The 18,737-nt window shown below is 61.9% G+C and carries 17 protein-coding genes; 9 read left to right on the top strand and 8 right to left on the bottom strand.

Annotated elements, in window-relative coordinates:
- Window position 1 precedes the first annotated feature (1 nt).
- From mmsB to FCL40_RS06505, 3 genes are all read left to right on the top strand, one after another.
- Window positions 2–898 (top strand): 3-hydroxyisobutyrate dehydrogenase, encoded by an 897-nt coding sequence (gene mmsB / locus FCL40_RS06495; protein ID WP_136852354.1) that lies wholly within the window; start codon window positions 2–4, stop codon window positions 896–898.
- A 3-nt stretch (window positions 899–901) separates the two neighbouring features.
- Window positions 902–1,663, top strand: a complete 762-nt coding sequence (locus FCL40_RS06500; protein WP_136852355.1) for an SDR family oxidoreductase — start codon at window positions 902–904, stop codon at window positions 1,661–1,663.
- Window positions 1,664–1,809: 146 nt separating this feature from the next.
- The gene (locus FCL40_RS06505; RefSeq protein ID WP_136852356.1) at window positions 1,810–2,169 is read left to right on the top strand and encodes a hypothetical protein; all 360 of its coding nucleotides are present in this window, start codon (window positions 1,810–1,812) and stop codon (window positions 2,167–2,169) included.
- On the opposite strand, the gene FCL40_RS06510 is transcribed toward FCL40_RS06505, so the two are convergent.
- Window positions 2,161–2,766: an outer membrane beta-barrel protein gene (locus FCL40_RS06510; protein WP_136852357.1), complete on the bottom strand. Its 606-nt coding sequence runs from the start codon at window positions 2,764–2,766 to the stop codon at window positions 2,161–2,163. The two genes, FCL40_RS06505 and FCL40_RS06510, sit on opposite strands and share 9 nt — an antisense overlap.
- Before the next feature lie 247 nt (window positions 2,767–3,013).
- Between FCL40_RS06510 and FCL40_RS06515 the strand changes: the two genes are divergently transcribed.
- The 3 genes from FCL40_RS06515 (at window position 3,014) to FCL40_RS06525 (ending at window position 5,335) form a co-directional block, all read left to right on the top strand.
- Window positions 3,014–3,553, top strand: coding sequence for an outer membrane beta-barrel protein (locus FCL40_RS06515; RefSeq protein ID WP_136852358.1), 540 nt, complete (start codon window positions 3,014–3,016; stop codon window positions 3,551–3,553).
- 67 nt (window positions 3,554–3,620) lie between these two features.
- On the top strand, window positions 3,621–4,208 hold the full coding sequence (locus FCL40_RS06520; RefSeq protein ID WP_136852359.1) for an MliC family protein: 588 nt from the start codon (window positions 3,621–3,623) through the stop codon (window positions 4,206–4,208).
- Between the two features lie 413 nt (window positions 4,209–4,621).
- Window positions 4,622–5,335, top strand: coding sequence for a DUF2167 domain-containing protein (locus tag FCL40_RS06525; protein WP_205729103.1), 714 nt, complete (start codon window positions 4,622–4,624; stop codon window positions 5,333–5,335).
- A 73-nt stretch (window positions 5,336–5,408) separates the two neighbouring features.
- On the opposite strand, the gene rihA is transcribed toward FCL40_RS06525, so the two are convergent.
- The gene (gene rihA, locus FCL40_RS06530) at window positions 5,409–6,344 is read right to left on the bottom strand and encodes a pyrimidine-specific ribonucleoside hydrolase RihA (protein ID WP_136852360.1); all 936 of its coding nucleotides are present in this window, start codon (window positions 6,342–6,344) and stop codon (window positions 5,409–5,411) included.
- Window positions 6,345–6,824: 480 nt separating this feature from the next.
- Between rihA and FCL40_RS06535 the strand changes: the two genes are divergently transcribed.
- Window positions 6,825–7,340, top strand: a complete 516-nt coding sequence (locus FCL40_RS06535; RefSeq protein WP_136852361.1) for a hypothetical protein — start codon at window positions 6,825–6,827, stop codon at window positions 7,338–7,340.
- Window positions 7,306–9,768, top strand: a complete 2,463-nt coding sequence (locus tag FCL40_RS06540; RefSeq protein WP_136852362.1) for a hypothetical protein — start codon at window positions 7,306–7,308, stop codon at window positions 9,766–9,768. The genes FCL40_RS06535 and FCL40_RS06540 overlap by 35 nt, the downstream gene beginning before the upstream one ends.
- 600 nt (window positions 9,769–10,368) lie before the next feature.
- Here the strand turns inward: FCL40_RS06540 and FCL40_RS06545 are convergent.
- Window positions 10,369–11,928: a SulP family inorganic anion transporter gene (locus FCL40_RS06545; RefSeq protein ID WP_136852363.1), complete on the bottom strand. Its 1,560-nt coding sequence runs from the start codon at window positions 11,926–11,928 to the stop codon at window positions 10,369–10,371.
- A gap of 576 nt (window positions 11,929–12,504) precedes the next feature.
- Here FCL40_RS06545 and rssA point away from each other — a divergent pair.
- A complete protein-coding gene (gene rssA, locus FCL40_RS06550; RefSeq protein WP_136852364.1) occupies window positions 12,505–13,443 on the top strand; it encodes a patatin-like phospholipase RssA in 939 nt (312 codons plus the stop codon).
- A 53-nt stretch (window positions 13,444–13,496) separates the two neighbouring features.
- Here the strand turns inward: rssA and FCL40_RS06555 are convergent, their stop codons facing one another.
- Genes FCL40_RS06555 through FCL40_RS06575 form a run of 5 tightly spaced genes read right to left on the bottom strand, consistent with a single transcriptional unit; the run spans window position 13,497 to window position 18,693 of the window.
- Window positions 13,497–13,847 carry a rhodanese-like domain-containing protein gene (locus FCL40_RS06555; protein ID WP_136852365.1) on the bottom strand — a complete coding sequence of 117 codons (351 nt, stop codon included), beginning with the start codon at window positions 13,845–13,847 and terminating at the stop codon, window positions 13,497–13,499.
- A 5-nt stretch (window positions 13,848–13,852) separates the two neighbouring features.
- Window positions 13,853–14,074 carry a YgaP family membrane protein gene (locus FCL40_RS06560; RefSeq protein WP_136852366.1) on the bottom strand — a complete coding sequence of 74 codons (222 nt, stop codon included), beginning with the start codon at window positions 14,072–14,074 and terminating at the stop codon, window positions 13,853–13,855.
- Window positions 14,075–14,086: 12 nt separating this feature from the next.
- Window positions 14,087–15,373 (bottom strand): hypothetical protein, encoded by a 1,287-nt coding sequence (locus tag FCL40_RS06565; RefSeq protein ID WP_136852367.1) that lies wholly within the window; start codon window positions 15,371–15,373, stop codon window positions 14,087–14,089.
- Window positions 15,374–15,376: 3 nt separating this feature from the next.
- On the bottom strand, window positions 15,377–16,153 hold the full coding sequence (locus FCL40_RS06570) for an outer membrane lipoprotein-sorting protein (protein ID WP_136852368.1): 777 nt from the start codon (window positions 16,151–16,153) through the stop codon (window positions 15,377–15,379).
- Between the two features lie 11 nt (window positions 16,154–16,164).
- On the bottom strand, window positions 16,165–18,693 hold the full coding sequence (locus FCL40_RS06575) for an efflux RND transporter permease subunit (protein WP_136852369.1): 2,529 nt from the start codon (window positions 18,691–18,693) through the stop codon (window positions 16,165–16,167).
- Between the last annotated feature and the right edge of the window lie 44 nt (window positions 18,694–18,737).

Raw genomic sequence — 18,737 nt, forward strand, 5'->3', positions numbered from 1 at the left:
TATGGCTACCATCGCCTTCATCGGACTGGGCAACATGGGTGGCCCCATGGCCCTCAACCTGGTCAAAGCGGGCCACACGGTCCGGGTGTTCGACCTCAATCATGACGCGGTGCATGCCATCGCCGAGCTGGGGGCGCTCCCCTGCAGCTCCAGCTGTGGCGCCGCCGCCGGGGCCGAGGTGGTGATCACCATGCTGCCGGCGGGCAAGCATGTGCGCGGCCTCTACCTGGGGGAGGAGGGGCTGATTCAGACCGTGGCCGATGACGCCCTGCTGATCGACAGCTCCACCATCGACGCCGAGAGCGCCCGGGTGGTTGCCGAGGCCGCCGCCCGGCGCGGCATCGAGTTTGTCGATGCTCCGGTCTCCGGCGGCACCGCCGGTGCGGCGGCGGGCACCCTCACCTTCATCTGCGGCGGCAGTGACGCCGGATTCGCCCGGGCCAGGCCCATTCTGGAGAACATGGGCGCCAACATCTTTCACGCCGGTGCCGCCGGTGCCGGTCAGGTGGCTAAGATTTGCAACAACATGCTGCTGGCGGTGCTGATGGCCGGCACCAGTGAGGCGTTGCAGCTGGGGATCCACAACGGCCTGGATCCCAAGGTGCTGTCCGAGATCATCAAGGTGAGTTCCGGCGGCAACTGGACCCTGGAGAAGTACAACCCCTGTCCGGATGTGATGGAGAACGTGCCCTCCAGCAAAGGCTACCAGGGGGGCTTCATGGTGGATCTGATGTGCAAGGACCTGGGGTTGGCGATGCAGACCGCTACCGACAGTCACAGCCCCACCCCCATGGGCGCCCTGGCCACCAGCCTGTTCCGCCTGCACGCCGCCAAGGGCAACGGCAAACGGGACTTCTCCAGCATCTTCGAACAGTTTGCGCATCAACAGGAGCAGTAACCGATGGAACTGAAAGATAGAGTGGTGGTGATCACCGGCGGTGCCCGAGGGCTTGGGCTGGCCATGGCGGAGCGCCTGGGCAGCCAGGGGGCCAGGCTGGTGCTGCTGGACATCCAGGCGGAGATCCTGGATGAGACCTGCCAGGCGCTGGCGGCCAAGGGGATGGACGCCAAGGGCTATCAGGTGAACATCACCGACGAGGCGCAGGTGGAGCAGACCTTCGCCGCCATCAAGGCGGACTTCGGTGCCCTGGACGTGCTGGTGAACAATGCCGGCATCCTGATGGACGGCATGCTGATCAAGGCCCGAGACGGCCAGGTGTCCGCCAAGATGAGTCTGGAGCAGTTCCAGCGGGTGATCGACGTGAACCTGACCGGCACCTTCCTCTGTGGTCGCGAGGCTGCGGCGGTGATGGTGGAGACCGGCAGCCGCGGGGTGATCATCAACATCTCCTCCCTGGCCAGGGCCGGCAACATCGGCCAGACCAACTACTCCGCCTCCAAGGCGGCGGTGGCCACCATGGCGGTGGGCTGGTCCAGGGAGCTGTCTCGCTACGGCATCCGCACCGGGGTGGTGGCCCCGGGGGTGATCAAGACCGAGATGACCGATGCCATGAAGCCCGAGGCGTTGCAGCGGCTGGTGGACATGGTGCCCGTTGGCCGGCTGGGACTGGCGGAGGAGGTGGCCCAGGCGGTGGAGTTTATCGTCGCCAACGACTACTTCTCTGGTCGCTGCATCGAGGTGGATGGCGGCATCCGCCTCTAGGGCTGCGGCGAAGGGCGGAGGCGCCGGGGTGAAAGCCCTGGCGCTTTTCCTATTTCTGTCGGACAGATATCCATCTTGTTTGCGGGTTGTTTTCCCTCTGCGACGGCCTAGACTGGTCCCTTTCCCATGCTTGTCAGGAGGGGTCGATGCATCGGCTGTCCAGCTATATTCGTGCCATCCAGTGCGGTTCCGGCGTCGTCAGCCTGACGGGTCAGGTCGAGACCCTGGCCGATCACCGCGACGAACTGGCCCAGGTTCAGGTCCGCGAGTGCCGCTACCGCTTCAGCAACGGTGTGCAGCTGCTCTACCGCTGTGAGGAGGAGTTGACCGACTGCGCCGAATCGATGTGTCCGGAGTGCTGGTTGAGCTACAGGGTGGTCGATCCCCGCGGCCTGACCATCCGCCCGATGGAGAAGAGCTTCTCCAACCGCTGTCAGCAGCAGTTCTGGTTGAAGATGCAGGCGGCCAACGATGGATCGGCGGCCTGCACCCGCGCTTCAGAATGACAGGCTGAGGCCGAGATTGGCCTGTCCCTGCCACCACAGATCGGTATTGACCCGCCACAGGCACCCCTCGCTCCGGCACACCAGGCTGCCGCTGGAGTCGGTGAAGGTGGCCATCCCCCGAATTTCGGCAAACAGCGCCAGCGTCGGCGTCAGCCGGTACTCGAGGCCAGCACCCACCCCCAGGGAGAAACGGCTGTCGCTGGAGCCGGAGTCGGGGCGAAGCTGGGTCAGCCCCAGGCTGCCGCTGACATAGGGGCCCCATGCGTTCCTCGGGTAGTAACGACTGCCGCCCAGGTGCAGATAGTCCACCGCCAGCGTGTCATCCCCCGGCTGGTCCGGCGGGCTCTGGCTGAAGCGGGTGGACTGATGACTGTAGAGGAGATACAGGGTGCCGGTGTCATCCACGCTGGCGCCGAGCATGATGCCCCCATGGGCCTTCTCATCGATTCCCAGATCAAACTCATCGCCGGTGTCGCTGCGGCTGAGCTCAATGTCGCCGGTGCCAAAGCCGTAGCCGGCAAAGGGGGCGATAAAGGGGGTGGCCTGGGCGAACCCGGGGATCAGGGCCAGCAGGGCCATCGGCGGAAGGTTGCGCATGGAGATCTCCTGTTCCTTCAGGGGGACCTATAGACTCTAACCCACAACTGCCTGGGCCCCCAAGACCGGTGGCGGTGTCAGTTGCGATGAAGGGCGCTCCCACCTGCTAGCCCCGTCGACTTTTCGGGTACTGATATATAAAACTCATTGAAATAAATAAGTTACATGTGTATTTATTGATGTTTCCCTGTGCCGGCGCGGACCGGCGAGAAACAGACGGTATTGATTTCATAGAAATGGAGTAGTTATGAAACGCACGATGATTGCATTGCTGCTGGTGGCGCCATTGATGGCTCAGGCCGGGGAGGCGCAGCACCAGTTTGAGGTTCAGGGGGAAGCCGGTTGGGTTCAGGAGTTGGGCGGAGAGTCAGTTAACGACGACTTGGCTTTTCAAGGCTACCTGGGCTACGAATATCAGCTGAACGAAAACTACGCGTTCGGTATCGATTACCTGGCCGGGGACAGCTTCGATGTGGGGGCCCTGCTCGCACTCGCCGATGGCAGCATGGATTACTCGGCCTGGGAGCTGACGGCCCGGGCCACCACCTGGGTAAGCCAGCGCAACTCCCTCTATGCCACATTGCGCGTGCTTCATTACGGTGTTGATGTGATGGACGAAAAGGGAGAAGAGCTATTCGATGACAGTGGCCTGGGGGGCGGCATCAGCCTGGGCTGGCGCTACCAGTTCGACATGGGCTTGGGGCTTGGCGTCAGCGCCACCTACCGTAAGCTGGGCAGCGACACCGAGGTGAGCAGTTTCGGTTACAACCTCAGCTACCGATTCTAACCAAAAGGGAGGAGTGCCTCTGTGTGATAGGCTTAGGGCACTCTTCAGCTTCATGGGCCCCGGTTCAATGAGAATACTGCTCCTATCCGCTGTCTGCCTGGCCTTGTGCGCCTGCAGTGTCGTTTCACCCTCTTTGCCCAGCTTTCCCTGCGATGCTGCCGGGCCATCCAGCATAGAGACTCTGATTTGCCAGACGCCCGAGCTTGCCGAGCTGGATAAGGAACTGGACAGGGTTTACGCCGCAGCCGCCTCGGGGGCCGAGCAGGCTGACTTGTTGTCCGCCTACCAGCGGGGCTGGGTCAAGGGGCGAAACGAGTGTTGGAAGAGCGCCGATCCCCAAGGCTGCACCAGAGAGAGTTACCGGACCAGGATCAGTGAGCTCAAGGCCCAGTACCGGCTTATTCCCGCGTCAGCGCGCGTTGACTGCCTCTGTGGTGGGGCGCAGGAGACGCTTTCCGTCTCCTTCTTCCCAAGCCTGATTCCAACGGCTGTGGCCCATTTCCGCGGGCAGAGCAGCCTGATGTTCCAACAGCCCGCCGCCAGTGGCAGCCGTTACCAGGGGCGAAATGAAAGCCTGTGGGAGCACCAGGGGGAGGCGCGCCTGGTGTGGGGCTATGGTGCCGAGCCACTGAACTGCGTCAAGGTAAGGCGCTAAAGCCCTCTTCAGCGCCTCCTCCTTAAACTCAGAACTGTGACCCTGGCTTTAACCCAGGGTATTGATTTTGTGTATATTTCCACCTCAATTTTAGATGCGAACGCGACTTTGTGTGCGCTGAGTCCGGCTGGAAGAGCGGCGGAATCCCGTTTGCGAGATCGGGCATCTTTCATCCCTTTTGGCAAGGAAGCATCATGAAACCGCTTTTCGCCGTTGGCCTGCTGTGCCTGGCATTGCCACTGGCACCTCCGCGGTGGCGGCAGACCCGCAACAGGAGAGCGCCGCGGAACAGCAGCCCCAGCAGCAGGCGTTGTCCGAGGAGGAGCAGTATTGGGCCTGGGCCAAGCAGACCTGGGAGTCTTTGGACAGGCGCACCGGAGAGATCGCGCTTGAGGGGGCGCCCGCCACCCTGAATGTGGGGGGAAGCCTTCTATTTCCTCGGGCCGGACGACGCCAACACCGTTCTGGTGAAGGTGTGGGGCAACCCTCCGGGTCGAAAGCCTCTGGGGATGCTGTTTCCTGCCGGGGTGACCCCTTTCGATGCCGAATCCTGGGCGGTCACCATCGAGTATGAGCAGGATGGGTATGTGTCCGATGAGGACGCCTCGAAGATCGACTACGGCGAGCTGCTCGATCAGATGAAGCGCGTTACCAAGGAGGAGAGCGAGTGCCGGGTCAAGGAGGGCTACGCCCCTATTGAGCTGGTGGGCTGGGCATCGGAACCCTATTACGACCAGCGGCCCCACAAGCTGCATTGGGCCAAGGAGATCAAGTTTGGGGAGGCGAAGCAAAACACCTTGAACTACAACATTCGGGCACTGGGTCGCCAGGGGGTGTTGGTGCTCAACTACATCGCCGACATGAGCCAGAAGCCCGAAATCGACGCCAACCTGGATGCGGTGATGGCGATGACCCAGTTCAATCCGGGCAACACCTATGATGAGTTCAACCCGGAGATCGATAAGGTGGCGGCCTACGGTGTCGGCGCCCTGATTACCGGTAAACTGCTGGCCAAAACCGGCTTCCTGGCGGTGTTGATGCTGTTCCTGAAGAAGGGCGGGGTCTTCATCCTGGCTGGCTTGGCGGCACTGGGCAAAAGGCTGATGGGCAGAAACAGAGACGCCTGATAGGGTTGGCGTGGCCGCTCAGCCGCAGAGAGCAAAGGGACCCCAGGGGCCCCTTTGCTGTGGAAGCCGCTGCCTAGCCGTAGTGCTTGAGCTTCTCCGCCAGCAGATCCACAAAGCCTTCCCGATTGAGGCCGGTGACCACCGTGGTGTTGGCGGGCTTGCCGCTGAGCTGGTAGTAGTCCACCACGGTCATCCCCTGGGTGTATTCACCCCGGGTCTCGACGCCGACCCAGCACTCCCGGCTGTGGAACAGCTCCGGCGCCACCAGCCAGGCGATGGTGCAGGGATCGTGCAGTGGTGCACCGGTAAAGCCCCACTTGGGATCCCTGTGGTAGATCATGAAGAAGTCCAGCAGTTCGGCGACAATCAGAGCGATGGGGTTGTCGATGGCGCGAATGCGCTCGATATCCTCATCCATGATCTGCGCCTGATGGGTGACCTCCAGGCCGCACATGGTGATGGGGATGCCGGACTTGAACACCATGTCGGCGGCTTCCGGATCAACAAAGATGTTGAACTCCGCCGCCGGGGTCCAGTTGCCCAGGGTGGCGGCGCCGCCCATCAGCACGATACGTTCGATCTTATCGTGCAGCTCCGGGTGACCGGCCAGCAGCAGGGCGATATTGGTCAGCGGGCCGGTGGGCACCAGGGTCACCGGCCGGTCGCTGGCGGCGATCTTGGCTGCCATCAGCTCTACTGCGTTGACGGCCTGGGGCTCGAAGGCCGGATCCGGCAGTTTAGGACCGTCCAGGCCGGACTCGCCATGAACGTTATCGGCGATGATCAGCTCCCTGGCCAGGGGCTTGTTGGCCCCGCCGGCGACCGGGATATCCTGGCGATTTAGCAGCGTCAGCAGCCGCAGGGCGTTGTTCAGGGTCTTGTCCGGGGTCTGGTTGCCCGCACTGGTGGTGACGGCCATGGGCTCCAGTTCCGGGCAGGCCAGGGCAAGGATCAGGGCGATGGCGTCGTCATGACCGGGATCGCAGTCAAGGATAATGGGGCGGCGCATAAATTCTCCGTCAGTTGGCTGAAATCAGGGAGAGAGGCACACTCTCCGAGTGCAGTTAAGATAACACCCATTAAACCTAAACGATTTGACTCGTGTAGACGTTTTTTATTTATCTGGCTATAAACCTTCTGGCACGGCATGGGGTTGTTACCCTATTGTTAGTGAGGTTGTTGATGGAGTGATAATGGCTGTACGGGTCGTGAATGCCGGTTTTTATTTTGGCGCCGCAGCGTATAAGTGAATGTTTTGGCTATGATAGTGAAATTGGATTCATATAAGGATTTCCTGATTAATAATTTTTGAATTTGTGCATATTTTGCGGTGGAATTTAATATTCCCCTCTGTTTAAACTTGGTGGAAAAATAAATGTTTTGCCGATTATCTCTTGGGGAATAAATAAAATAAAACTATTACTCTAATAAGAGTAAATCTTTAGTATTGCCCACATCTTCGACAACCTGTTTTTTTATTGGAAATACTATGAGAGCCATCCTTCTGATGCTTTGCTCTCTGTTGCTGTGCGCCTGTGGCGGCGGTGGCGGGGGAGAGTCAGGCGAAAAAGAAACTCAGCCCGTAGCCCACCCTGGGCTGACGGTGTCGGCGGTCTCGGCCGCCTACCGCAAGGATCTGCGTTTGCCGCTTCAGATCGACGGGGTCGTGGGCCCCCTGTCCATCTCATTTGCACCCGGGGCGGCACTGGATGTGGTGGCGCTCTCCGCCACAAGGATTGATGAGCTGCAGCTGTTGCACGCCGGGGACACCGAACTGGTGATTGAGGACAAAGGCAACGCCCACTATCTGGGGGCCTCGGTGCGGGTGCCGGTGCATATCGCCCGGGCCGATCGTGCGCCTCTGCTGCTGAATGACATCAACCTGCAACTCGGCGAGGAGCCCAGGCAACTGGCGCCTGCCGGGGTCCTGGGTCGGCTCAGCTACCGGCTGGACGCCCCAGGGGTGATCAGTGTCAGCGACCAGGGGCTGGTTGAGCAGCGGTGAGGTCACCCTGACCGTGGAGGATGACGGTGGCCGTGATCATCTTGCCAGCAGTGCCACCGCCCGGGTGGCGGTTACCGCCGCCAGCACCGAGGTGGCCAAGTTTGAATCTTTGACGCCCAAGCCCTTCGTTGAGGGAGGCCGTTTGCAGCCGGTCTACTCCGGTCCCCTGGCGCCGCGGCGCCGTTTTGCCATCGCCCAGGGGGCGGACACCCAGGTGGTGTGGGTGGACGCCGACAGTGGTGAGATGCAGATCCTGCACGCCGGCCAGACCGCGATTCAGGTGACCCAGTCGACCGAGCAGGGGGAGGTGCTGTCGTTGCAGAGCTTCCAGGTGACGGTGGAGCCGGTGGCCAACACCGCCTTGAGCGTCGCCGACCGGGAGCTGGAGTACGGCTTCGATGCCCAGTTCTCCCTGGCCGTCGAGGGTCGTATCGGCACTCTGGAGTTTGCCCTGGCCGATGACCCGTCCGGGGCGGTGATCGCCCCGGCGGACAAGGAGTCCGGTCGCTTCGAGTTTGTCGGCATTGGTGAGGCCCGGGTACGGGTCACCGATCTGGGTGATCGTGACCATAAGCCCACCAGTGTGACCACCACCGTCAAGGTGCGGCGCATCGCGTCAAACTCCCTGGTGACTCGGGACCTGGCGCTCACCTATGCCCTCGGCCTGCGGACCCTGCTGCCGGTGGCGGGCAACCAGGGCGCGCTGCGCTACTCCCTGGTCGACGGGGCTGCCCAGGGAGTGGTGGTGCTGGCCGAGGATGGCAACATCGAACTGCTTAAGCCGGGACAGACCGAGATCCTGGTGGAGGATGATGGCGGCGAGTTCCATCAACTCCAGAGCGGCATCATCCGCGTCGCCGTCGCCAAGATGACCAACCCGGATCTGGTGGCGGACAACCTCAAGGCGGTGTTCTCTGAGGAGGCGGTGCTGATGCCCGAGGTGCGCGGTGCCAAAGGGGGCCTCAGCTTCCGGGTGCGGGAGGATGAAGAGAGCGCCAAGGTGCTCAGCCAGGGCAGTGACGGCAGCATCCGCTACAAGGGCGCCGGTCGCGGCTGGGTGACCGTGTCCGACGCGGGCGACGACTACTACCTGCCCGCCGAGACCGGCTTCTACGTGGATGTCAGCTATGCCGAGGGTTCTCTGGCGGTGGATGACATCGACATTCAGTTTACCGAGGGCAAGCAGGTGGCCCTGGCCATCAGCGGTCAGATTGGCACCCTGAGTTTCCGCCCCGACAACGGCCAGCCGGAGGATGTGGTCAGCTTCGATGCCGACACCGGCATGGTCACTCTGCTCAACGCCGGTTCCACCTACTACTCGGTGACCGATTCCGGTGATGCCGGTCATGCCGCCAAGGGGGTGATGGTGCGCGTTACCGTGCGCAAGGCGGACGCCAATCCCAGGCTGTCCCTGGACAGGACCCTGATCGAGGAGGAGTTCACCCTGGGCGCGCCGCTGTATGCCCCGACCGTGTCCGGCAAGCTCGACGGCAGCACCCTCAAGTATGCTGCCAAGGCGTTCGGCCAGCAGGTAGTGAGCATCGACGCCGCCAATGGTAACATGGTGATTCAGAACGCCGGTACGGCGCTGATGACGGTGACCGAGAGCAGCCGCAACTATGAGGACCGGGTGCTGGAGTACGAGGTGCGAGTGACCCCGGCCTCCTACCCGGGGGTGCCGGAGCTGGAACTGGCGAAGTCGGTGGCGTTCTATCCAGGCATGACCATTGCGCCGCCGGCGGTGCTCAACCCCCTGGGCAGGGTCAGCTACAGTCTGTACGGGGCCTATCCCGCCGACGAGTATGAGCTTGGCGACGATGGCAGGCTCACCGTGCACGCCTTCCCCAGCAGCACCCCCATCCTGCTGCATGTGACCGACGACGGCGGCAGCAACTATCTGGCGGGTCAGAACTCCTCATCCCGCTACTTCAGCGGCTTTGCCGAAGACGCCGGTGAGCAGGCGCGGATGACGTTCGAAGGTGCGCCGCTGACGATCCCCTCGCCGGTGGCGGTCCCCAACGGCGAGGTGAGCTTCTACAAGGCATTCACCACCTCGGGACACGCCAAGACCCAGGGCGATGAGGAGATGGCTGGCAGCTATTCGCTGCAGAAGCTCACCGTCTGCGGCGATGGGGGCTGCGTCCCCGTCATGCTGAGGCTGCAATTGACCGGCAGTTGCGGGGACGGCGGCAACCTGGCCAACGCCCTGGGGTCGTTACAGACACCGGACTGTGCCTCCGAGGTGACCGTCAGTTTCGATGAGGGTGACCAGATCGTCCCCTCGATTCCTACCGGTCAGTTCCGCTCCCGAGAGCCGATGATGCTGGTGCACTACGCCCGGCCCTATCTCCCGGGAGGGATGATCGAAGCCGGCGATCTTCAAGCCCGGGCGTGGTGGCTTCTGGACGTGGATATCACCCTTCCCTAACCGCAAAGGCTGCGCAAGGAGCCTTTTTTCTGCCTTGTGCCCCCGGTTTGGGCGGCAAGGAGGTCGCAAGCCTGGCCGCAGAGTAGGGGGCAAGGGCAGAGTGACCACGATAGAGGGTTGTGCCTGAGTTGGCTGTTGAAGTTATGCGATGCCTTGGTGTAACCGGGCCAGCCCATGTAATGAACCACCCAAGCATGAATGGGAACTTGGCGTTCATTTCAACAGACGCTGGACCCTGACGTTCGTTAAGGTGACGATTGTGCGCATGGCGCAAGGAGCGCCGGGCGGCAAGGCTCAGTAGTCAACTGCAGGCTGGTATGGAGTTGATTCAACCCACTGCGGCTGCCTCCGGCACGGTCATGCCGGCGCATGCCGGTATCGAGAGGCTGTGCTGGCAGGGGGGGGGAAGCCTCCAGGATCTCTCCGTGTCCGATACTGATTTCGACAGACACCGGTTGCTGATCTTCTTCCGCAAGACGATTGACAGGGTATTGCTGAGAGCAACAACAGCAAGGTGGGTTGGTGAGCAACAGTGATCTAAGACACAGCCCTAGAAAGGCCCCGTATGGGGCCTTGCCGGTCTGTCTATTACTGGGGCTTCTAGCCGCCGAGTTCGTCCACCGCCACTCTATAGGTGGGGTCTTCGATGACGTTCACCTCCACCAGGTCGCCCGCTTTCTGCAGCAGGGTACGGCATTCGTCGGAGAGGTGACGCAGATGCAGGTGTTTGCCCTGCTTCATGTATCGCTCCGCCAGGGTATCGATGGTCTCCAGAGCGGAGTGGTCGCACACCCGCGAGCCGCGGAAGTCGACGATCACCTCTTCCGGATCCTCGTTGGTGTCAAATTGCTCCAGGAAGCTGGTGGTGGAGGCGAAAAACAGCGGGCCGTTCACCAGGTACACCTTGCGGCCAAACTTATCCATTTTGCTGTTGATGGTCATGTGGGTGGCATGCTCCCAGGCGAAGCGCAGGGCCGACACGATGACCCCCACCAGCACGGCGATGGCCAGGTCGGTGGCGACGGTCACCGCGGAGACCAGCACGATGACAAAGGCGTCCGAGCGGGGCACCTTGCGCATAATGCGGAAGCTGGACCATTCGAAGGTGCCCAGAACCACGATGAACATCACGCCCACCAGTGCTGCCAGGGGGATCATCTCGATAAGCTCACTGGCAAACAGGATGAAGGCCAGCAGGGCGACGGCGGCGGTAAAGCCCGACAGCCGGGTGCGGCCACCGGAATTGATGTTGATCATGCTCTGACCAATCATGGCGCAGCCTCCCATGCCACCGAAGAAACCGGTGACCACGTTGGCCACGCCCTGGCCGACACACTCGCGGTTGCCCTGGCCCCGGGTCTGGGTCAGCTCGTCCACCAGAGTTAGGGTCAGCAGGGATTCAATCAGCCCCACCGCCGCCAGAATCAGGGCGTAGGGCAGGATGATCGTCAGGGTCTCCAGGTTGAAGGGGACCATGGGGATGGCGAACTCGGGCAGGGTGCCGGAGAGACTGGCCTGGGGATCGCCGGTCATATTGCGGACGAAGTCCACGACGGTGCCGGTTTCGATGCCGACCAGGTGCACCAGGGCGGTGACGGTGACGATGGCCGCCAGGGAGGAGGGCACGGCCGTGGTCAGTTTGGGCAGGTAGCGGATGATGGCCATGGTCAGCAGAATCAACCCGAGCATGGTGTACAGCTGAGTGCCCTGCATCCACACCATCTCGCCCGCCGCGTTGGCCACCTTAAACTGCGCCAACTGGGCCAGGAAGATGACGATGGCCAGGCCGTTGACGAAACCCAGCATCACCGGGTGGGGAACCAGACGGATGAACTTACCCAGTTTCATGGCACCGGCGAGGATCTGGATCAGTCCCATCAACACCACGGTAGCAAACAGATACTGAACGCCATGTTGGGCCACCAGGGCGACCATCACCACCGCCAGCGCACCGGTGGCGCCGGAGATCATGCCGGGGCGGCCGCCGATGAGCGAGGTGATCAGGCCCACCATAAAGGCGGCGTACAGGCCGACCATGGGTTCGACACCGGCGACAAAGGCGAAGGCCACGGCCTCGGGCACCAGGGCCAGGGCTACGGTCAGGCCGGAGAGGATATCCGCCTTGGCCGAGGCATCTGGGTTGCTTCTAAGCTCAAACATCGATTGGTATTACCCTCAGGTTAACAATTGCACACTAAAAAGCCGCGCAGTCTGCCAGTTTGGGGAGGCTTAGTCAAAGAAAATTGCATTTTTGTTATCTTGGCTTAGTAAAGAATGAAACACGCCCAGATATCATGGTTTTTAACGTTTATTCTTGATTCCTCCTTGCTTTTTTTGGGGGTGGAATAGAAGTTATCTCGGCAAATCAGGGGGTGGTTCAGCTAGTTTAATCCTTGGATTAGCTGGGTTCATTTGTATCTGGGGCAGGGGGCCAGTGAGAACGAGGTTTCGAAGTTTGGCGTGGCATTGAGGGTATTGGTCCTCTTTTCAGTTTGTTGCACAGGTGATGGGGGGAGGTACACCTGGAGTGCTGGCGGGCATGCTGTGGGTGGCGCACGGAGCAGCAACGGGGGCAGCTGGTGCCGAAGGGGCTCAGTTTGCGGTAAGGAGCAGGGACGCCCGTGCCCGGTCAGCGCGGCACTGTGTCCGTTTACTGTCCGGCGTTTTGCTGAATCGGTTGAGCAGTTCGTGGGTAAGTCGTTATTCTTAATCCATAGTCCCTGTCAGGATCTCTCTATGTCTGAACTGAAGATAGGCGTTGCCCTGGGCAGCGGTGCCGCCAAGGGGTGGGCACACATCGGCGTCCTTCGTGGACTCGCCCGCATCGGTATCCTGCCGACCCATGTGGCCGGGTGTTCCATTGGCGCATTTGTTGGGGCGGCCTATGCTGCCGGTAAGCTGGATGAACTGGAGCAGTGGGTGCGCGGTTTCTCCAGCTGGGATGTGATGGGACTGCTGGACCTCACCTGGCGACGCGGTGGCCTGGTCTCCGGGGAGAAAGTGTTTCAGGCGGCCAGCAAGGCGATGGGGATCGGTGAGATCACCGAGCTGGAGAAGCCCTTCCTGGCGGTGGCGACCGATCTCTACACCGGCCAGGAGGTGTGGCTGGCGGAAGGGTCGCTGTCGGACATCGTCAGGGCCAGCTGCTCCATTCCTGGCCTGATGGAGCCCAAACGCATCGGTAATCGCTGGCTGGTGGATGGCGCCGTGGTCAATCCGGTGCCGGTGTCGGCTTGCCGCGCACTGGGCGCGGATCTGGTGCTTGCCGTCGACCTCCATGGTGATGGCCGCCACCCCTCATCGGAGCCGGTGCGGTTGACCCGGGTGGCCCATACGCCGGAGGAGGCGCCGGCCAAGGAGAGCGGTTTCATGGATCTGCTGGCGACCGGCAAGGAGCTGGTCAATGGCCTGGCCGACCGCTTCACCTCCACCACCATTCAGCAGCCCAATATGCTGGCGGTGATGCACCAGTCGATGGAGATTCTGGAGCAGAGACACAAGCGGGCTCGACTGATGGGTGACCCTCCCGACGCCTTGATCCTGCCCAGGGTGGGGGAGATCAATACCATGGAGTTCCAGCGCGCCGGGGAGGCCATTGCCGCGGGCGAGGCCGCGGTGCTCAGGGTACGTCACCAGATAGAGGCGGAGCTGGATCGCCTCTCCCGCCAGGTCTGATCTGGGCCGACAAAAAAGAGGACCCAGGGGTCCTCTTCTTCGATTGCGATGGGTCAGCGTTCGCTCTCCAGCATCTCCTGAAGCCCACCACCGTTGAACACCCTGTTGAAGCCCTGACTTTGCAGTACCTCCTGGGCGATGCCGGAGCGGCGGCCGCTGCGGCAGTAGACGACGATGGGCTGGTCCTTGGCCAGTCCCAGCTGGCCAATCTCCTGGCCAATCACATCGTAGGGGATGTTGATGGCGCCTTTCAGGCGAGCCTGGGCGTACTCCCCCGGGCTTCGTACGTCGATGATCACCGCCTCGGCTCGGTCAATCTGCCGCCAGGCTTCGGTGGCTCGCTCGCTGGCGAGGGTCAGGGTGCTGCACAGCAGCATGACTATGGCAATCAGGGATCTGAACATCGGTCCTACTCTTTGGTGGCTAACTCTCTTTCCGTGGGCATCCCCAGCTTCTTCATCACCATGGTGGCCGGGCAAAACCCGGTGAAGGAGGATTGGATAAGGTTAACACCGATGAAAACGGTGAACCAGATGAAGAGCGGGTGCACCCAGTGGGTCAGGGCGACCGACACCAGCACCATGGTGCCGGCAAAGGTCATGGTGGCGCGCTCAGTGGAAAATCGGCTCATGGGAAACTCCTTCTAATAGTAGTAGCGTAGCCTAAGCCAGGCGTTGCTGTTGTCATCCAGTTGGCCAAAGAAGGTATGGGGGTCTTGGCCATTCATCAGGTTGACGCCGCCGCTGACCAGCCAGTGATCATCGGGGCGATAGCTTACCTGGGGTTTGAGGTAGAAATCCTGGTCCGTCGGGGAGTAGAAGCTGAACAGGCTCAGGATCAGCTTCTCCTGCATCGCCCGGTAGGTGAGTCTCAGGGTCAGCAGCTGGCGGTTCCTGTCTGCCCCGTACTCCGGGTTGGGCAGATCGGACAGATACGCCTGGTAGTGGCGGATATGCTCCAGATAGTACTGCAGGGCGCCGGTGAGGTTGGTCACCAGCTCGGTTTCATAGCCGAGCAGAGCCAGCACCTTGTCCTGGGGGGCAACCAGGCTGGTGCTGTCGGCATCCAGACTCTGGTGATAGGCGGTCTCGGCGTTGAGCAGCCCCCCCAGGGCGGGCAGGCGCACACTGGCGCCATAGGCGTTGAGGCGGGCGTGCTGTGGCTTGCCCTGAGCGTCGGCCCCCAGGGGTTGACCGGTGAAGCCCCAATAGCCGTAGAGGGCGTATTCGGTGCCGTTTCGGCTCCAGTAGAGGCGGACCGCGGCGGCATCGTCGCTGGGTTCGTCGGCGGTGCGATCCGGCGCCACCTTCTTGCCACTGACCGGGTCGAAGAAGGAGAAGCGCTCGCCATTGAGGTAGTTGTCCGCCTCGAACCTGGGCATGTAGACCAGATCCAGGTTGATCCCCTCCCCGTACCAGCTGCCTTTGACACCATTGACCGGCGCCTTGAGGTACTCATCCTCCTGGCCGGAGAAGAACGCCTGCCAATCCTTGGGGAAGAGGTCGTTGAGGAACAGGTAGTCACCTGTCCCCCAGGTCAGGACCTGGCGCCCCAGCTTCAGGTGGGTGTGTTCGCCAAGATCGGCCCCCAGGGTCAGTTCCCGGACATCGGCGACCCACTGGTCGACAGCGTCGTCATAGCCCAGGTCCAGCCGCAGTTTGCCTTGCAGGGTGTCGCTGCGATAACCGGACTCGATGCGTCCCAGGGCCTGGGACAGGGTGGGGCCATCCAGGCCGGTGGCGTCGCTCTGCAGTCGCCGACCGTAGCCCAGCTCCAGGTAACCGCTGACCGGCTGCCAGGGCGACGGGGCCGCGTCGGCCCAAGGGTCATCCCCCCACTCATCGCCCCACTCCTCCTCCGAGGCCAGGGCGGCGGGGGCCAATACTGCGCTGAGCCCGACAGCGATCAGGGTGCGATGAATCCAGGCCATGGGTTACCTCAGGTACTTGACCGGCGGCTGGCGCATGCTGCGTTCGGAGAAGATCGATTCCGGCAGCCCCAGGTCGTACTGGACACCGCGGAACTCCATCAGGGTGTAGCCGCCCGAGGCCAGATCGCTGATCCTGGAACGCATCACCGTTGGGTGGCCTTGAATGGTGTCGATCTGGACGGTCTCCACCTGCCGATACAGTTCACCCTGCTTGTCCAGGTACTCCACCTTGGAGGGCAGCCAGTTGGTTTTGTCCACCCAGACCCGGTAGCTGGAGAACTCGACGGAAGCGGGGTCCTTGGGCTTGGCGTCAATCAGGTAGTGGCTGTCACTCTCCTCGACCAGGGTGAAGTTGTCCTCCTTGAGATTGCGCCCGGAGACATCTTCGTAGAAGAAGTGGCTGCCAACGAACGAGGTGCGCTTGTCCCCGGCACTGATCCGTTTGAGCAGATCCAGCCCCGGCAGGTAGAGCCAACGATCATCGTCGCTGTCCACCTTCTTCTCCACCCGGAAGACGGTGCCCCGCACGTCGGAGGGGCGGGAGAAGAACACCAGCATCTGCTGGTCGCCCCCCTTCTCCAGGGTGCGGCGTAGCAGGGAGAACTGGCGGGTCTGCTTTCGCCCCTGGGCATCGACGATGATCATCCGGGCCTGGCTGCGGCCATCGTCACCGGCGTAGAAGGAGGCCAGGTTGGCTTTGTCCACCACCTCATCGGCGGTGATGGCCATCGCCTGCAGACTGAAGAGTGAGGCGGTTATCAGGGTCAACAGGGATTTCATTGGTCTTCTCCTTAGTGTTGGGCGGCAACCGCCGGGTTGCGTTGCAGCAGGGGGGCCAGCAACCACAGGCAGGAGGGCAGCAGCAGCAGCGTGGTGACGGCGGAGATCGCCATGATGCTTGCCAGCAGCACGCCGACGGTGATGTAGGGCACCAATGGGGCCAGCAGCAGCGGTGTAAAGCCGATGGCGATGACGATGGCATTGCGGCTGATGGCCCGTGCCGGTTCCTGGAACATGGCGGTCAGCGCGCGACGCACCTCCCCCTCCAGTTTCAGCTGTTCACGGAACCGCTCCAGGAAGTGGATGGCAAAGTCTACCGACAGCCCCAGGGTCAGGGCCGACAGCACGGCGATGGGCATGTCGTAATCCTTGCCGATCCAGCCGATCAGGCCGTAGATGAAGCTGATGGTCAGGGTCAAAGGCAGCATCGCCAGCAATCCGTATAGGGGTGAGCGGAACAGTAGCACCATCATCCCCAGCACGATCAGGAAAGCGGAGAGCAGGCTGTCCCGCATGCCGCTGACCATGGCGTCCTGCCAGGCCACGTTGATGTAGGCCTTGCCGGCCCAGTTGAGCCGGACATCCTTGGGGGCGGGGTGCTGCAGCAGGTAGTGGTCCACGGCGTCGATCACCTGGCTCATATGCTGGTTGTCCCCCGAGGTCAGTTGCAACCACAGCAGACCCTTACGGTAATCCGGAGTGACGAAATGCCACAGGTCGTTGGGTCGGTGGCTGGACTGGTACTGAAGCAGGGTCTGTGCCACGCCGGCGGCGCTGTCCGGCAGGGCCAGATCCCGATCTTCGCCGCTGCGCAGTTCTCGATTCACTGTCTTGACGATGTCGGGCAGGCCGTTGCTCTTACCCACCAGGCCAGTGCTGTCTAGGTAGGATTGCAACTCCGCCATCCAGGAGAGCAGGGCGGGATCGAGGAAGCGGCGCTGCGCCTGGTCTCGCTGTTCCAGGCGGGTCATCAGCGGATCGATACGGGCATCGTCGCTGTCGAAGCTGGCGTCCTCCAGGGCCAGCAACACCTGGGAGAGTGCCTCGGCGTCGCCCTGGCGGGCCCGCTCGGCCAGAGCCAGCTGCTCGTTGCCAAGGATATCCACCAGCAGCTGGAACTGCTCGTCGGCCATGGGGATGGGCTTATCGGTGGTCAGCACCAGGTAGGCATCGTAGGTACCGGCAAAGTGGTGGTTGAGGGCCCGGTCGGCGATGCGGATCTCATGGTCACTCTTGAACCAGCGTACCGGATTGTCGTTGATCTGGATCTTGGTGATGCCCCACACGCTCAGGGCCAGGATTCCCAGGCTCACCGCCACGATGGGCTTGGCCAGGGAGACACTGCGTGTACCGGTGCGTTCCAGGACCCGGCTGAGCAGGCCGGGGCCCTTGGGGGCGTGGAGCTTCTGCTGCATTTTCTCCAGGGAGTGGGGGGAGATGCGTACGATGTAGGCCGGCAGCAGGGTGATGGTCAGCAGGAAGGCCAGCAGGATGCCGCTGCCGACGAAGGCCCCGAATATTTGTACCGGCGGAATGGGGGTGATCATCAGGGAGTAGAAGCCCACCGCCGAGGTGACCGAGGTGAACAGCATGGGGGTGAACAGATCCCGCACCACCTTTTCGATCACCTCCCGGGCCTGCTTGCCGGGCCGGTAGTGGTCGGCAAATTCACTCATGATGTGGATGGAGTCCACCACGGCGATGGGCATTAGGAAGATGGCGATCATCGATGACATGATGTGAACGGTGAACCCCATGCCGATGAGACTGCCAACGACGATGATCACCGTCGCCATGGCCACCAGCATCGGGGCGACCACCAGGGGCAGCGAGCGGAAGAAGTAGAGCATCACCAGGAAGATCATCAGGCCGGCCAGGGGGGCGGAGATCCCCATCTGGATGAACATCTCATGGCCGAACTGGTTTTCCGCCACCGGCAGGCCGGTGATGTGGTACTGGGCGTCCGGGGTCTCCTGCTGGATGATGGTCCGGATCCGTTCGGCGACCTCGAAGCTCTGGCGCTTATCCTTGAGGGGAACATAGATGGCTGCCGCCTGCTGGTCGGCTGAGACCAGGGTGTTGTTGAGCAGCGGCAGGCGGGCGACGGCCTCGGCGATGGCATCGGCTCCGGGCTGATCGTCCGGGGCGACCTGCATCATATATTCGAAGCGGATGGTGCCCGGCCCCTCCTGGGTGATATTGTCCACGGTGGACAGGGCCATCAGGTCGGCCTTGACCACGCCATCGATGGCAAGGATGGCGTCGGTGATCCGCTTCATCTGGGAGAGGGAACTGGGGGTAAAGATGCCTCCGGGGGCGGGAGCGACCGCGCCGACGACAATGCTGTCGTACAGGGCGAACTCCGCCTTGGTGGCATTGTGGAACACCCGGGCGGCATCCTCTTCGGGCAGCATGTTTTCAGGATCGGTATCGATCTGAATCATTGGCATCATGGCGGTCGCGGCCAGGGTTAATGCCAGTACCAGTGCGTATATCCGCCTGGGGTAGCAGGTAGCGAACTGGATCAGCCTCTCTTTCATATTAGAACTCCCTAATTCAATGTGTACACTATAAATTAGATATT

Source organism: Ferrimonas sediminicola, assembly GCF_005116715.1.
GTDB classification, from domain to species: Bacteria; Pseudomonadota; Gammaproteobacteria; order Enterobacterales; family Shewanellaceae; genus Ferrimonas; species Ferrimonas sediminicola.